The 14447-nt window shown below is 63.8% G+C and carries 14 protein-coding genes; 9 read left to right on the plus strand and 5 right to left on the minus strand.

Going from position 1 to position 14447, the window contains the following annotated elements:
- The first annotated feature begins 1 nt into the window (after position 1).
- The gene (locus ACI48I_RS12370; RefSeq protein ID WP_227496539.1) at positions 2-697 is read left to right on the plus strand and encodes a hypothetical protein; all 696 of its coding nucleotides are present in this window, start codon (positions 2-4) and stop codon (positions 695-697) included.
- 9 nt (positions 698-706) lie between these two features.
- The gene (gene blaOXA / locus ACI48I_RS12375; protein WP_498574343.1) at positions 707-1486 is read left to right on the plus strand and encodes a class D beta-lactamase; all 780 of its coding nucleotides are present in this window, start codon (positions 707-709) and stop codon (positions 1484-1486) included.
- A 215-nt stretch (positions 1487-1701) separates the two neighbouring features.
- On the opposite strand, the gene ACI48I_RS12380 is transcribed toward blaOXA, so the two are convergent.
- The 5 genes from ACI48I_RS12380 to xseA all read right to left on the minus strand — a co-directional run bounded on the left by ACI48I_RS12380 (position 1702) and on the right by xseA (position 6863).
- Entirely contained in the window at positions 1702-2388 is a 687-nt protein-coding gene (locus ACI48I_RS12380) for a response regulator (RefSeq protein WP_193686620.1), read from the minus strand.
- Between the two features lie 163 nt (positions 2389-2551).
- Entirely contained in the window at positions 2552-4024 is a 1473-nt protein-coding gene (locus tag ACI48I_RS12385) for an aminotransferase class V-fold PLP-dependent enzyme (protein WP_498574344.1), read from the minus strand.
- Between the two features lie 25 nt (positions 4025-4049).
- A complete protein-coding gene (locus ACI48I_RS12390; RefSeq protein WP_498574345.1) occupies positions 4050-4514 on the minus strand; it encodes a Rid family detoxifying hydrolase in 465 nt (154 codons plus the stop codon).
- Between the two features lie 287 nt (positions 4515-4801).
- Positions 4802-5380 (minus strand): superoxide dismutase, encoded by a 579-nt coding sequence (locus ACI48I_RS12395; RefSeq protein WP_498574346.1) that lies wholly within the window; start codon positions 5378-5380, stop codon positions 4802-4804.
- Positions 5381-5501: 121 nt separating this feature from the next.
- Positions 5502-6863, minus strand: a complete 1362-nt coding sequence (xseA, locus tag ACI48I_RS12400) for an exodeoxyribonuclease VII large subunit (protein WP_498574347.1) — start codon at positions 6861-6863, stop codon at positions 5502-5504.
- A gap of 1216 nt (positions 6864-8079) precedes the next feature.
- Between xseA and ACI48I_RS12405 the strand changes: the two genes are divergently transcribed.
- The 7 genes from ACI48I_RS12405 (at position 8080) to ACI48I_RS12435 (ending at position 14321) form a co-directional block, all read left to right on the plus strand.
- Positions 8080-8685 carry a MotA/TolQ/ExbB proton channel family protein gene (locus tag ACI48I_RS12405; protein WP_193686615.1) on the plus strand — a complete coding sequence of 202 codons (606 nt, stop codon included), beginning with the start codon at positions 8080-8082 and terminating at the stop codon, positions 8683-8685.
- Positions 8685-9125, plus strand: coding sequence for an ExbD/TolR family protein (locus ACI48I_RS12410; protein ID WP_193689152.1), 441 nt, complete (start codon positions 8685-8687; stop codon positions 9123-9125). The genes ACI48I_RS12405 and ACI48I_RS12410 overlap by 1 nt, the downstream gene beginning before the upstream one ends.
- A 51-nt stretch (positions 9126-9176) precedes the next feature.
- Entirely contained in the window at positions 9177-10211 is a 1035-nt protein-coding gene (gene lpxK / locus ACI48I_RS12415) for a tetraacyldisaccharide 4'-kinase (protein WP_498574348.1), read from the plus strand.
- Entirely contained in the window at positions 10192-10362 is a 171-nt protein-coding gene (locus ACI48I_RS12420; protein ID WP_193686613.1) for a Trm112 family protein, read from the plus strand. The genes lpxK and ACI48I_RS12420 overlap by 20 nt, the downstream gene beginning before the upstream one ends.
- Positions 10363-10372: 10 nt before the next feature.
- Complete coding sequence (gene kdsB, locus ACI48I_RS12425) at positions 10373-11125, plus strand: 3-deoxy-manno-octulosonate cytidylyltransferase (protein ID WP_193686612.1); 753 nt, start codon at positions 10373-10375, stop codon at positions 11123-11125.
- A 192-nt stretch (positions 11126-11317) separates the two neighbouring features.
- Positions 11318-11974 (plus strand): adenylate kinase, encoded by a 657-nt coding sequence (adk, locus tag ACI48I_RS12430; protein WP_193686611.1) that lies wholly within the window; start codon positions 11318-11320, stop codon positions 11972-11974.
- A 178-nt stretch (positions 11975-12152) separates the two neighbouring features.
- Positions 12153-14321: a sodium-translocating pyrophosphatase gene (locus ACI48I_RS12435; protein WP_193686610.1), complete on the plus strand. Its 2169-nt coding sequence runs from the start codon at positions 12153-12155 to the stop codon at positions 14319-14321.
- The last annotated feature ends 126 nt before the right edge of the window (positions 14322-14447 follow it).

Genomic DNA, 14447 nt, shown 5'->3' on the forward strand with positions numbered 1-14447 from the left:
GATGCCCCTGGCCCGCCATCTCACTGCCTGTTGTACCCTGTCGCTGGTCGCGCTGTCGGCAGCGCCCGCGTGCGCCGGCGACTGGGTCAGCTACCGCGACGCCTACCGCGCCATGGTGGTGTTCGAGAAATATGGCGGGCCGAAGAACTTCCTGCAAAGCCACTTACAGGTCGCGCCCCAGGACCGCAGCGCCTCGATCGATGGCTTGCAGCTGACGCTGGCCGGCAAGACCAACCAGGTCAACCTGCCGCTCGATCCGCTTGGCCGCACACCCTTCCCCCTGCTGAAGGGCGCCTACGACGAAAACGTTGCCCTGCTGCTGAGCCGCAAGATCGGCAGCTTCGCGGTGCGTCCGCGGGTCTCGATCGCGCCCCAGTCCGACGGCGTCTACGAGGATGGCGAGCTGCGCGCCGCCTGCGAACAGGCGCTCGGTTTTGCCCGCTACGGCGATGGTTCGCTGCGCACGCGCCAGTGCGGGGGCGTGCGCTTCGTGTTCGCCAAGCGGGCAGCCGAGGCCGGCGTGCGCGTACACCGTCCCGACGGCTCCGATGCGAGCCTGCCGATCGCCCCGGCGGTCGCGTTTCCGGGCGATGCCGACGACAGTTTCCCGACCGTGCTGTACCGCTTTGCCGGCAACGAGCGGGTGCAGGTGGTGACGGCCTATCCACCGCTGGCGATCGTGCCGCTCTTCGAATAAGGATTCACTATGCGTCGCCTTCTCGCCCTGGTCCTCCTGCCCGCCTGCCTGATCGGCCAGGCTGCCGAATGGAAGGAAAGTCCCGAACTGGCCCGGCTGTTCAGGCAGGAAAACGTATCCGGCACCTTCATCGTGCACGACCTTGCCCAGGACAGCTACACGGTGCACGACCGCCGGCGCGCGGAAACGCGCTATATCCCGGCCTCGACCTACAAGATCCCGAACAGTTTGATTGGCCTGGCGACCGGCGTGGTGGCGAACGTCGACCAGGTGCTGCCCTACGGCGGCGGGCCTACGCGCCGTCCCGAATGGGCGCACGACATGTCGCTGCGCGATGCAATCCGCATCTCGAACGTGCCGGTCTACCAGGGCCTGGCGCGCCGAATCGGCCTCGAGCGCATGCGATCGAGCCTGCGCCAATTCGACTACGGCAACATGGACCCGGGCACCGTGGTCGATACCTTCTGGCTCGAGGGACCCTTGAAAATCAGCGCCGTCGAGCAGACCGTCTTCCTCGACAAGCTGGTGCAGGACAAGTTGCCGGTGCCGAAAGCGGCGATGGCCGCGGTGCGCGAGATCCTGCGCCAGGAGGGCAGTGCCGAGCTGTACGCGAAGACCGGCTGGGGCGTGCCGCCCGACGGCAAGGAAATCGGCTGGTGGGTGGGCTGGGTCAAAAAGGACGGCAAGCTCTATACCTTCGCGCTCAATCTCGACATCCCGGACGAGGCGACCGGCGCCAGGCGCGTACCGCTGGGCAAGGCCAGCCTGCAGGCGCTGGGCCTGCTGTAGGCAATCGCATGAATACGCCGGGCAACTTGTGTCTGGCGATCCGCAGGGGCCGGTGGCCCCGTGCCAGTCAATCAAGCCGTAATAGCCGCGTACCGTAGGGTGGGCTCGGAGAGCCCACGCGGTGATCCGCGCCCTCAAGATCGTCGAGCACGACATCGGAGCCGGTCCGTATCACGCGTGGGCTCGGAGAGCCCACCCTACCAGGCCCGTTCCTCTTAGCCCCAGGCCGAAGGGGAGAATAGATATCCTTCGCCCCATACCGTCTTGATCTTTTCCGACTTGGCGTCGTCGAACTTGCGGCGCAGTTTCGAGATGCAGTTGTCGATGCTGCGGTCCAGTCCGTCGAACTCGATGCCGCGCATCTTTTTGAGCAGTTCGTCGCGCGACAGCACGCGCCCGGCGGCCTCGGCCAGCACAAGCAGCAGCTTGTATTCGGTATTGCTGAGCACACAAAGTTCGTCGCGCCAGTACACGGTGCGGTCGGCGCCGACGATGCGCAAGGCCCCGAACAGCAGTTCGCCGCTCTCTGGCGCCGCCTTCGGCTGCGTGCGGCGCAGCAGGGCGCGCAGGCGCGCCAGCAGCACGCGCGGCTGCACCGGCTTGTTCACGAAATCGTCTGCGCCTTGCTCCAGGCCCGACACTTCGTCGTAGGAATCTTCGCGCGCGGTGAGGATCAGGATCGGCACCTCGGAGATCTCGCGGATCTGGCGGCAAACGACCATGCCGTCCAGTCCCGGCAGCATCAGGTCAAGCACGACCACATCGGGCGCGAAGGCCTGGAAGCGTGCCAGCGCCTCGTCGCCGCGCGCCACCTGCTCGACCGCGAATTCATAGCCGGACAAATATTCAGTAACGAGCTCGGCCAGGCGCGCATCGTCTTCCACCAGTAATACTCGGTACATGCTGTTCTCCTCCTCCGATATTGTATAGAAGCAATCGCTCGGAAGCACAGACAGGGACACTCTGGCGACAGTTGAATACATTTTCGGGACAAATAGAAGCAGGAAGATTTGGCCGGACGCAAAAAAAGCCGCACGCGGCGGCTCTTTGGGAGAATGAGAAAACTTAACCCATCTTTTTACTGAGGTCGAACATGGCGGCCACCAGCTTGTCGATATCGTCCACGCTGCTCCACAGGTGGGTCGAAATCCGCACCACGTAATGGTCGCTCGGCGCGCCGACCACCGGCACGTTGACGTTGCGGATCACGAAGCCCGGGCTGTAGTCGCTCAGCAGGCGCGCGACGAATTCGTTCGACTTGGCGCTGTTGACGACGTCGCCCGCCTTGACGAATGGATTGAACGAGGTCAGCGCCGAGACCAGCTTCGGATCGTCCTTCGGCGAATACAGGCGGTCGGTGCCCCACACTTCGCAGATGCGCTCCTTCAGGTAGGCCGACAGGGTCAGGTCGTAGGTCTCGATCTTCTTGCGGCCGACCTGGTCCCACAACTTGCAGGCGGACACCAGCGAGTGGAACATCGGGGTGTGCAGGCTGCCGCAGGAGGTGATGACCGAGCCGATGTCGTAGGTGGCCGTGCCGTTCGTGGTGCGCGCCTGCGGCGTCCAGCTGCTGGTGTGGATCGGGTACCAGTTCGGCAGCGGCAGCGGATTCGAGGCCCGGATCTTGTTGCGTACCACCAGGATGCCGGTCGAGCCGGGTCCGCACTGCCATTTGTGGCCGGCGCCGGACATGAAGTCCATGCCGAGATCGGCGTAGTGGTAGGCCATCATGCCCGGCAGGTGGGCGCCGTCGACGATGCTGATCAGCTCGTGGCGCTTGGCCACTTCCATCAGGTCCGCGATCGGCAGCATGGTACCCGTCTTGTAGGTCGGCGCCGAGAACATCATCGCGCGCACGCGCTTGCCCTGGGTGCGCAATGCACGGATGCGGTCGTCGAACAGCGTGACATAGGTCTGCGCGGTCTGGTTGTTGCCGACCGGGAGCGCAACGCGCTCGATCTGGATGCCGTAGCGCGCCTCGGCGATCGCCAGCGGGACATTGCCGCCGGGGTGCTCGTGGTTGGTGGTGACGACGACGTCGCCCGGGTTCCACCCGATGCCCAGAATCGCGTGGCACATGCCGGAGGAGGTATTCGCCGAGAAGGCCAGCTCGTCGGGATCGATGCCTAAGCCCGGTGCGACCTCGGTCCGTTCGGTCAGCAGGTTGGTATAGCCGCTCAGGGAATCGAAGGTCTTGGCCCGGTTTTCGCTGTCGAACAGGTCGAGCGCGATCTTCGGCATCGCGCCGGCGGTGCCGATGTTCATGAAGCGCCTGGCCGGATTCAGGGGGAACATCGCGTTGACGTCGGCCCAGAACCGTTCGTCGGCCAGCAGCAGCGCGCGCAGTTCCTCGGCGCGGCTCGCGGCATGGCTGCTGCTGCAGCCGGCCAGCGGCCCCAGCGTGGCCGCCAGTGCGCCCGAGCTGAGGATGCGCAGGAAATCGCGCCGATTCTGGGTCCAATGCGGGCTCCCGTGCTGTGGCGCCGTAACGATGTCGGCCGCAGCCGATTGACTCTGTCCTTCGGTGGGATTGCGCATCCTGGTCTCCTCTTGTGTGCTGCGGTCAGCGGCGCGCCGCGATGATGGTGATTTCGATTTTTGCGTCGCGCGGCAGCCGCGCTACCTGGAGCGTCGCGCGGGCCGGCGGATCTTTCTTGAAATACTCGCCATACACGCGGTTCATGGCGGCGAACTCGTTCAGGTCCTGCATGTAGACCGTGCTCGACAACGCATCCTCGAAGCCCAGCCCCTGCGAAGCCAGCTCGGCGCCGATGTAGCCGAGCACCTTGTGCGTCTGCTCCTCGATCGTCGTCCCCTCGATCGCGGTGCCGGCCTGGTTCAGGGCAATCACGCCCGAGAAATAGATCAGCTTGCCGTGCCCGATCATTTGCGAGTACGGCCCGATGGCGGGATAGATCTTGTCGGTCGACAGCACGACCTTGCCGCCGCCGTCGGGCGTGGCGCAGCCGCTGGTCAGGCAGGCGCCGGCCACGACCCATGCGGCAGCGATCAGTTTGTTGATGTTCACGCGTTCTCCTCGTCAGTTGTTTCGGAAACGTTTGCTGAATGTCAGGAAATGTTCCGGGACCCATTAAACGCGCGAATACGCACCGGAATGGCGCATTGGCGTCACGGCTTGCTTTGGGTCAACTTTGACTGGCAGAAAGCGTTGTCGGATTGCAGCGCCGTACGGCAGCAGCATGCGGGGCGCATGACACAGCGCTGGAGAGGGGAATGGATATAAAAACAAACGGCCCGCTTGAAGCGGGCCGCTGGAGTGCGTCGTTCCCGGCGCGTGCCGGAAAGAGCAGGGTATTACGCCAGGTTTTTGTTGACGAATTCCCAGTTGACCAGGTTCCAGAACGCTTCCACGAACTTGGCGCGGGCGTTGCGGTAGTCGATGTAGTAGGCGTGCTCCCAGACGTCGCAGGTCAGCAGGGCCTTGTCGTCCGATGCCAGCGGGGTGTGGGCGTTCGAGGTGTTGACGATGTCGACGCCGCCGTCGGCCTTTTGCACCAGCCAGGTCCAGCCCGAACCGAAGTTGCCGATGGCCGACTTCGAGAACTCTTCCTTGAACTTGTCGAACGAACCCCACTTGGCGTTGATCGCGTCAGCGACCTTGCCGGTTGGCGCGCCGCCGGCGTTCGGCGCCATGCAGTTCCAGAAGAAGGTGTGGTTCCAGACCTGGGCCGAATTGTTGAAGACGCCGCCCGAGGACTTCTTGACGATTTCTTCCAGCGACATGTTTTCGAACTCGGTGCCCTTGATCAGGTTGTTCAGGTTCGTCACATAGGTGGCGTGGTGCTTGCCGTAGTGGTATTCCAGCGTCTCAGCGGAGATGTGCGGCTGGAGAGCGTCTTTCGCGTACGGCAGCGGTGGCAGAGTATGTTCCATGTCTTATTCCTTGATTGGTTGGAAACGAATTAATTCTTCGGAAACGGCGCATATTTTAAACCGGATGGGCCGACGCTGCATGTTTGCTGCAGAAAGGACAAGCCCGCAGTCAGTCCGACCTTCATTCCAGCCGGTTTTGCACGCTCGACACCTTCACTTCCGCGCTGCCTTCGGCCAGGCGCACGGTCAGCACCTGGCGCGCCTTGATCTGGCCGGGCGAGCGCAGTGCCTGGCCCTCGGCATTGCTGACGATCGCATAGCCGCGCTCGAGCGTGCGCTGCGGATTGAGCAGTTCCAGCTGGGCGGACAGGGCCTCGAGGGCGTCGCGCCGCTGTTTGACCGCGCTGCACAGGCTTGCGTTCAGATGGCGGCCCTCGGAAATGAGCTGGGCACGCAGCGAGCGCACATCCGGACGGTGGCGGGCCCAGCGCTGCTGGAGCTGCGCCAGCAGCACGCCGCCGCGGTTCAGCGGCGCGCGTACCACGTGGGTCAGGCTGGACGCCATGGCGCGCAGTTTCAGGCGCTGGTGGGCAATCTGGGCGGTCGGGCTGAGCAGGCGGCGGCTGAGGTTGTCGAGGCCCTGGTTCGCTTCCGACAGCTGGCGCCGCATCGCGCGGCGCAGGTCGGTGGCGTCCGCCGCCAGCGAGCCCATCCAGTCGTCGCGTGGCGTGGCCGCCAGTTCCGCGGCGGCGGTCGGGGTGGCCGCGCGCATGTCGGCGGCGAAGTCGGCAATGGTGACGTCGGTCTCGTGGCCGACGCCGGCAATGACGGGCATGCTGCAGGACGCGATCGCGCGCGCCACGACTTCCTCGTTGAAACTCCACAGGTCCTCGATCGAGCCGCCGCCGCGGCAGACCAGCAGCACGTCGACTTCCGCCCGCTCCGATGCAGTCATGATCGCCTCGGCAATTTTGCCGGCCGCGCCCTGGCCTTGCACCGGCGCCGGGTAGAGCACGATGTTCACATGCGGCGCCCGGCGTTTCAGGGCGGTCAGGATATCGCGCAGGGCCGCTGCCTGCGGGCTGGTGACGATACCGATGCTGCGCGTAAACAAGGGCAGGGCGCGCTTGCGGTCCTGGTCGAACAGGCCCTGGCTGCCGAGCTTTTCCTTCAGGCGCAGGAAGGCTTCATACAACTGGCCCACGCCGGCGCGGCGGATCGCCTCGACATTGATCTGGTAGTCGCCGCGCGCGCCGTACAGGGTGACCAGGGCGCGCACCTCGACCTTGTCGCCTTCGCGCGGCACGAAGCCGGCGTACTGGGCGCGGCCGCGGAACATCACCGCGCGCACCTGGGCCGCGTCGTCCTTCAGCGTGAAATACCAGTGGCCGGAACTGGCACGCGTGAAGTTCGAGATTTCGCCGCCGATCCAGGTCAGGGGAAAGGAACGCTCGAGCAGGCGCGCCACCTGCGCATTCAGGGCGCTGACGGTGAGGACAGGTGGGGCGGCGTAGGTGGTGTCGGAATCTGGATTGTTCAGCATGGCATGGTGACGGAGAGTGGAGCGGAAAGCTTATGGCATAAGCGCAGCAGGACGACAAGGGCTTTTTGTAGGGAATTGCAGAGAGTTGTGCACCGCCTTTTTTGCTGGCATAGAGCATTAAATTGTTTTAAATCAAAAGCTTATGGATTGCGTGATGCACTTGGACACAATGTTATCCACAAAAAATGTGGGGAAGTCATGCATAAGACCGCGGCCCTGCCGTAAAAGCGGGCAGGCAGGGTTTTCCTGTTTTGAATCAAACGCTTAGGTGTTGGATGCTGAGCTTGCGCACATTGTTTTCCACAGTTTATGTGCACAGGAGGTCGAATGCGCCTGTGCGCGAGGCCGATGGACGCCTCCAACGAGCCGGCCGGACCTGCCTTGCAGCATTTCCCTGGTCGCCGCGCGCGCGTGCGATGTTTTTGTGCACCATGATTTTTCTCTTTAGAATCAAGGAGCTTGTGCTAACTCAAGACGCTTCCTCACAATTTTGTCCACAGAAAGTGTGCAGAACCTGAGAAGGGCCCGGCAAGCATTACAGCGCCGGGGCTGCTACAAAAATATGCACCCATCTTAATCTGAATCGAATCAAGCACTTAAGGCAGCACAAGCGGGCTTGCGCACATTCTTTTCCACAGAAAGTGTGCAAAGACGAGGCGGCCGACAAGATGTGCCCGTCAAAGTCTGCTATACAGCCCAGCCGGTGTGCATAAGTCCGGGTGCTCAATTTAGCACCAGCAACTCTTTGCGCTTTCAAATCAAGGACTTGGGCGAAAGCGGAGGCCATTGCTCACAATTTTGTCCACAAAAAATGTGGGAAACATCGCGGGCGAATCGCAAGCCTCATCAACAAAGTTAACGTGCTGCATTTTTCATCGGCAGAACAATATTGATTTGAATCAATGACTTAACGCGTGCGGATGCCTATTGCGCACAATTTTATCCACAGAAAATGTTTACAAGTAGCACCACGGGTGTGTCCATGTTGGCTGGACCTGACGGGTGAAACAGCGGAGTTTCCCCGCTGCCACATAATTGCGCAGAGGAAAAATTCCCTTAAGAATCAAGGTTCTTTGATCTGGAACAAAGCCTTGCGCACAATTTTATCCACAGAACTTGTGCAGAACTGCACTTGCCGCATCGCTGGCAACTTGCTACATTGCCGCATTCGCTTCTCATCAATTTCTTCATTCATCCTTTCGCCCCAGGAGTTCACTTGTTCGCCATTCTTCAAGCCGCAGGCTGGCCCATCTGGCCATTGCTGATTGCATCGATCGTCGCCCTGGCCTTGATCATCGAACGCCTGATTTACCTGCGTCGTGAAAAAATCTTGCCGAAGCAATTGCTCGGCGAAGTCATCCAGGTCTATCGCAACAAGAAGGCGACCCCCGACATCATCAACACGCTCGAGCAGAATTCGCCGCTCGGCACCGTGCTGGCGGCCGCGCTGCGCAATGTCGACGCCCCGCGCGACGTGATGAAGGAATCGATCGAGGAAGCCGGCCGCGGCGTCGCCCACGTGCTGGAACGCTTCCTCACCACCCTCGGCACCATTGCCTCGCTCGCCCCGCTGATGGGCCTGTTCGGCACGGTGGTCGGCATGATCGAGATCTTCGGCTCGCAGAACGCCAGCGGCGCCAATCCGGCCCAGCTCGCCCACGGTATTTCGGTGGCGCTGTACAACACCGGCTTCGGCCTGGCCATCGCCATGCCGGCCCTGGTCGCCTACCGCCATTTCCGCGCCCTGGTCGACAGCTTCATCATCGACATGGAACTGCAGGCCGTGAAATTCGTCGATGTCGTCCACGGGGCGCGCAAATGATGGATTTCCGCCGCGGCCGCAAGCGCGAGGATCCGGAGATCAACCTGATCCCCTTCATCGACGTGCTGCTGGTCGTGCTCATCTTCCTGATGGTCTCGACCACCTACAGTAAATTCACCGAGCTGCAGATCACGCTGCCGACCGCCGACGCCGACAAGGTCGCCGAGAAACCCTTCGAGATCAATGTCACGGTCGATGCCAAGGGCAATTACACGGTGAACGGCACGCCGGTGTCCTTCCACGGCGTCGCCGGCCTCGCCGACGATTTGCGGGCAGCCGCGCGCTCCGGGCCGAACGGCCAGCCGGTGAAGGATCCGGTCATCATCGTCAACGCCGACCAGTTCGCGATGCACCAGATGGTGATCAACGTGCTGGAAGCGGCGCGCATGGCCGGCTACGACAAGCTGACCTTCGCCGCCCAGACCGGCGGCAAGAAATAATCCTCGGCATCAGGCGGGCGCAGTGCCGGCCTGGTGCTGCGTCCATTCCCTATGCCGAAAAACAATTCCCTCGAATCGACCCTGACGCGCGCCTGGCTGCGCCGCGGCCCGCTCGCCTGCGCGCTGTGGCCGCTCTCGCAGCTGTTTCGCGCGGTTTCAAGCCTGCGTGCCGGCCTCTACCGTGCAGGTATCCTGAAGGCGGGACGGCTGCCGGTGCCGGTCGTCGTCGTCGGTAATATCTTTATTGGCGGCACCGGCAAGACGCCGCTGACGATCTGGCTGGCGCAGGCCCTGCGCGAGGCCGGCTTTCGTCCCGGCGTGATTTCGCGCGGCCACGGCGCCGACGGCGAGGCGCCGCGCGCGGTGACGCCGGATTCGAGCACGCTTGACGTCGGCGACGAGCCGGTGCTGATCGCGCGCCGCGCCGGGGTGCCCGTGTTTGTCGGCAGGAAGCGAGTCGAAGCGGGCAGGGCGCTGCTGGCGGCGCATCCCGAGGTCGACCTCGTCCTCACCGACGACGGCCTGCAGCATTACGCCCTGGCGCGCGACGTCGAGGTGCTGCTGTTCGACGGCCGCGGCGCCGGCAACGGCTGGCTGCTGCCGGCCGGGCCCTTGCGCGAAGCGCCTTCGCGCCGGCGCGACGTCACCGTCGTGAACGCACCCGAGATCAGCCCGCGACTGGCGGCCAGCGTCGGCGGCACGCCATTCCGGATGCAGCTGGTGGGCGATAGCGCCGAGCGCCTGGCCGACCCACGCCAGAGCCGTCCGCTGGCCTCGTTTGCCGGACAGCGCCTGCTGGCCGCCGCCGGAATCGGCAACCCGGGCCGCTTCTTCAGCCTGCTGCGCGGCGCCGGGCTCGACTTTGCCGAGCTGCCCTTGCCCGACCACTACGATTTCCGCGAGAACCCATTTGCCGGCGTCGACGCCGATGTCATCCTGATCACCGAGAAGGATGCAGTAAAATGTGGGCAACTTGAAAACCTGAAGGACGATCCACGGCTGTGGGTGGTCCCGGTCACGGCGCGCATCGACGCCGCCCTGGCCGAACTCATTGTGGAGAAATGTCGTGGACGCTCGCCTGTTTGATATCCTGGTCTGCCCGTTGTGCAAGGGACCGCTCGAATACGATAAGAAGGCCCAGGAACTGACTTGCCGCCCGGACCGCCTGGCATATCCGATCCGCGACGGCATCCCGATCATGTGGGCCGACCAGGCGCGCAAGATCGAGCCGGTATGACGCGTTGAAGATGAACTTTACCGTTATTATTCCTGCCCGCCTCGCTTCGACCCGCCTGCCGAATAAGCCGCTGGCCGACCTCGGCGGCAAACCGATGGTCGTGCGCGTCGCCGAGCGCGCCCGCGCGTCCGGGGCGTCCCGCATCGTCGTCGCCACCGACCACGCCGACATCCTGGCCGCCTGCGCGGCGCACGGCGTCGAGGCGCGCATGACCCGCAGCGACCACCCGTCCGGCACCGACCGCATCGCCGAAGTGGCGCTGGCGCTGGGACTGGCCGATGATGAAGTCGTCGTCAACCTGCAGGGCGACGAGCCCCTGATCGACCCTGCGCTGCTGGCAGCCTGCGCCGGCCGCATCAGTGCCGGGGTGCCAATGGCGACCTGCGCCCATCCATTGAGCGACGTGGCCGAGGTTTTCAATCCGAACGTCGTCAAGGTCGTGCTCGACAAGGCGGGCAGGGCCCTGTATTTCTCGCGCGCCACCATTCCCTGGCACCGCGACGCTTTTGCCGCCACCCGCGACGTTTTGCCGGCCGGCTATGCACCGCTACGCCACATCGGCCTGTATGCCTACAGCAACGCTTTCCTGCAGGCCTATCCGGGGCTGGAACCGGCGCCCCTGGAACAGATCGAGGCGCTCGAACAATTGCGCGTGCTCTGGCACGGTTATCCGATCGCGGTCCACGTCACCGACAGCGCCCCGCCAGCCGGCGTCGACACGCCGGAAGACCTGGCACGGGTACGCCTGCAGTATGCGTCTTGATCGGTGTGGAAATTGATTCTCGGGCTAACTGCGCTACCTCAATAAAACCGCGGTCTCAACCGCCGGGATTGGCGCTGGGGCTTACTTTTGTGGTAAGTTTCGTACCAAGGTAGTCAGATATGCATCAATCGCGATTCATTGCCAACACGATAACAGCTTTCAACATTTCAACATCCGTTTTAGGAATTTTTCATGCGTCTCATTCTGTTAGGAGCCCCTGGCGCCGGTAAGGGTACCCAGGCTAACTTCATCAAGGAAAAATACAATATCCCGCAGATCTCCACCGGCGACATGCTGCGCGCGGCGATCAAGGCTGGTACCGAGCTGGGCCTGGCGGCGAAAAAGGTGATGGACGCAGGCGGACTGGTCTCGGACGACATCATGATCGGGCTGGTCAAGGACCGCCTGCAGGAAGCCGATTGCGCCAACGGCTACCTGTTCGACGGCTTCCCGCGCACGATCGCCCAGGCCGACGCCATGAAGGACAACGGCATCAACGTCGACTACGTGCTGGAAATCGACGTGCCGGACGAACTGATCGTCGAACGCATGAGCGGTCGCCGCTCGCACCCGGCCTCTGGCCGCGTGTACCACACCAAGTTCAACCCGCCGAAAGTGGACGACCTCGACGACGTCACCGGCGAGCCGCTGGTCCAGCGCGACGACGACAAGGAAGAAACCGTCAAGAAGCGCCTCGCGGTCTACCATAACCAGACCGAAGTGCTGCTCGGCTATTACAACAACTGGGCCCAGTCGGGCCTGCCGGGCGCCCCGAAGTACCGCAAGATCGCGGGTGTGGGACCAGTCGAACAAGTACGGGACGCGGCCTTCGCCGCACTTTCCGAGTAAGACACGAAGCGGACGGCAACGTCCGTTTTTTTTTGCCCCGGGTGACCCCGCCGCCATCCGTCGCACCATAATTTTTTATCAAAGTTGTGCAGTACGCAGTGAGTCAGACTGCTTCGCCGGAAGGCTGGGCATTCTTCAATGTGTGGTTGTGACTTGATCGAAAACCAAAGGGGACGATATGGCTGCAAACTATCTCGCGTTTGCCGTGGCATGCGGCGTCATCGCGGTTGTCTACGGGCTCTGGGCCCGTACCTGGATCCTCCGGCAGGACGCCGGCAACGAACGCATGGGCCTCATCGCCCAGGCCATCCAGGAGGGCGCCTCGGCCTACCTCGGGCGCCAGTACCGCACCATCGGCATCGTCGGGCTGGTCTTGCTGGTCGCCATCTACGCGCTGCTCGGTCCCTGGACCGCGCTCGGCTTCTTCTCGGGCGCCGTGCTCTCCGGCGCCTGCGGCTTCATCGGCATGAACGTCTCGGTGCGCGCCAACGTGCGCACCGCGCAGGCCGCCGCAACCGGCATGAAGGAAGCGCTCGCCGTCGCCTTCAAGGGCGGCGCCATCACCGGCATGCTGGTCGTCGGGCTGGGCTTGCTGGGCGTCACGCTGTTCTACTGGTTCCTCACCAGCATGGGCGAAGGCAGCGGCCGCACCCGCCATGACATCATCGCGCCGCTGATCGGCCTGGCCTTCGGCGCTTCGCTGATCTCGATCTTCGCGCGCCTGGGCGGCGGCATCTTCACCAAGGGCGCCGACGTCGGCGCCGACCTGGTCGGCAAGGTCGAAGCCGGCATTCCGGAAGACGACCCGCGCAACCCGGCGGTGATTGCCGACAACGTGGGCGACAACGTCGGCGACTGCGCCGGCATGGCGGCCGACCTGTTCGAAACCTATGTCGTCACCCTGATCGCGACCATGCTGCTCGGCGCGCTGCTGGTCGGCGGCGAGAACGGCGCCGCCGTCATCTACCCGCTGCTGCTGGGCGCGGTGTCCATCCTCGGTTCCATCGTCGGCTGCTCGATGGTGCGCGCCCGTCCAGGACACAAGATCATGTCGGCCCTCTACACCGGCCTGTGGTGGGCCGCCGGGCTGTCGCTGCTCGGCTTCATCGTCGTCACCTGGATGGTCTGGGAAGACCCGGCCATGCGCGCCAGCATGCTGGGCTGCGCCATCGTCGGCATCGTGCTGACCGGCCTGATGGTCTACATCACCGAGTACTACACCGGCACCGATTTCAAGCCGGTACGCCACATCGCGGAAGCCTCCACCACCGGCCACGGCACCAACATCATCGCCGGCCTCGGCGTGTCGATGAAGTCGACCGCCTACCCGGTGCTGGTGGTCTGCGTCGCGATCCTGGTGGCCTACCAGCTGGGCCAGCTGTACGGGATCGCGATCGCGGCGACCTCGATGCTGTCGATGGCCGGCATCATCGTCGCCCTCGACGCCTACGGCCCGATCACCGACAACGCCGGCGGCATCGCCGAAATGAGCGGCATGCCGGAGTCCGTGCGCGCGATTACCGACCCGCTCGACGCCGTGGGCAACACGACCAAGGCCGTGACCAAGGGCTATGCGATCGGCTCGGCCGGTCTCGCGGCATTGGTCCTGTTTGCCGACTACAGCCACGCGCTCGACACGGCCGGGATGTCGATGGCCTTCGAACTGTCGAATCCGATGGTGATCGTCGGCCTGTTCATCGGCGGCCTGATTCCCTACCTGTTCGGGGCGATGGCGATGGAAGCAGTGGGGCGGGCTGCGGGCGCGGTCGTGGTCGAGGTGCGGCGCCAGTTCCGCGACATCCCGGGCATCATGGCCGGCACCGGCAAACCCGAATACCACAAGGCGGTCGACATGCTGACCGCTTCCGCGATCCGCGAGATGATCATTCCCTCGTTGCTGCCGGTGGTGGTGCCGGTCGCGGTCGGCATGCTGCTGGGACCCGCCGCGCTCGGCGGCCTGCTGATGGGCACCATCATCACCGGCCTGTTCGTCGCCATTTCGATGACGACCGGCGGCGGCGCCTGGGACAATGCCAAGAAATACATCGAGGACGGCAATTACGGCGGCAAGGGCTCGGACACGCACAAGGCGGCGGTGACGGGCGACACCGTCGGCGACCCGTACAAGGACACCGCCGGCCCGGCCGTCAATCCCCTCATCAAGATCATCAACATCGTCGCGCTGCTGATGGTGCCGCTATTGCCGGCCGCGGGCTGGGTCGCCGTCTCCGCGCCGGAGATCGCGCAACTGAAGTGGTCGGCCAAGCCGGTCGAACGGAGTGGCGTCCAGCCGGCGAGCAAGGCAACACCAACCACGGTGGCGCAGGAGCCCCGCGCGCAGCACTGAGGTGGCTCGTAGCGTGGGCACTTGTGCCCACGCGGCATCACCGCTTGAACAACAGCGCTGTATCTTTGGACGGCTATCCAGGATTATTTGCAACACTGTCCGGATGCAGCGACCGCGTGGGCTCGA

This window comes from Massilia sp. LXY-5 (assembly GCF_059801075.1).

What these genes read in the sequence shown, in the direction of transcription:
- lpxK (WP_498574348.1), top strand. Translation starts at nt 9,177, where the DNA reads ATGCCGAAAAACAATTCCCTCGAATCGACCCTGACGCGCGCCTGGCTG.
- ACI48I_RS12410 (WP_193689152.1), top strand. Translation starts at nt 8,685, where the DNA reads ATGGATTTCCGCCGCGGCCGCAAGCGCGAGGATCCGGAGATCAACCTG.
- kdsB (WP_193686612.1), top strand. Translation starts at nt 10,373, where the DNA reads ATGAACTTTACCGTTATTATTCCTGCCCGCCTCGCTTCGACCCGCCTG.
- ACI48I_RS12380 (WP_193686620.1), bottom strand. Translation starts at nt 2,388, where the DNA reads ATGTACCGAGTATTACTGGTGGAAGACGATGCGCGCCTGGCCGAGCTC.
- xseA (WP_498574347.1), bottom strand. Translation starts at nt 6,863, where the DNA reads ATGCTGAACAATCCAGATTCCGACACCACCTACGCCGCCCCACCTGTC.
- adk (WP_193686611.1), top strand. Translation starts at nt 11,318, where the DNA reads ATGCGTCTCATTCTGTTAGGAGCCCCTGGCGCCGGTAAGGGTACCCAG.
- blaOXA (WP_498574343.1), top strand. Translation starts at nt 707, where the DNA reads ATGCGTCGCCTTCTCGCCCTGGTCCTCCTGCCCGCCTGCCTGATCGGC.
- ACI48I_RS12435 (WP_193686610.1), top strand. Translation starts at nt 12,153, where the DNA reads ATGGCTGCAAACTATCTCGCGTTTGCCGTGGCATGCGGCGTCATCGCG.
- ACI48I_RS12395 (WP_498574346.1), bottom strand. Translation starts at nt 5,380, where the DNA reads ATGGAACATACTCTGCCACCGCTGCCGTACGCGAAAGACGCTCTCCAG.
- ACI48I_RS12385 (WP_498574344.1), bottom strand. Translation starts at nt 4,024, where the DNA reads ATGCGCAATCCCACCGAAGGACAGAGTCAATCGGCTGCGGCCGACATC.
- ACI48I_RS12370 (WP_227496539.1), top strand. Translation starts at nt 2, where the DNA reads ATGCCCCTGGCCCGCCATCTCACTGCCTGTTGTACCCTGTCGCTGGTC.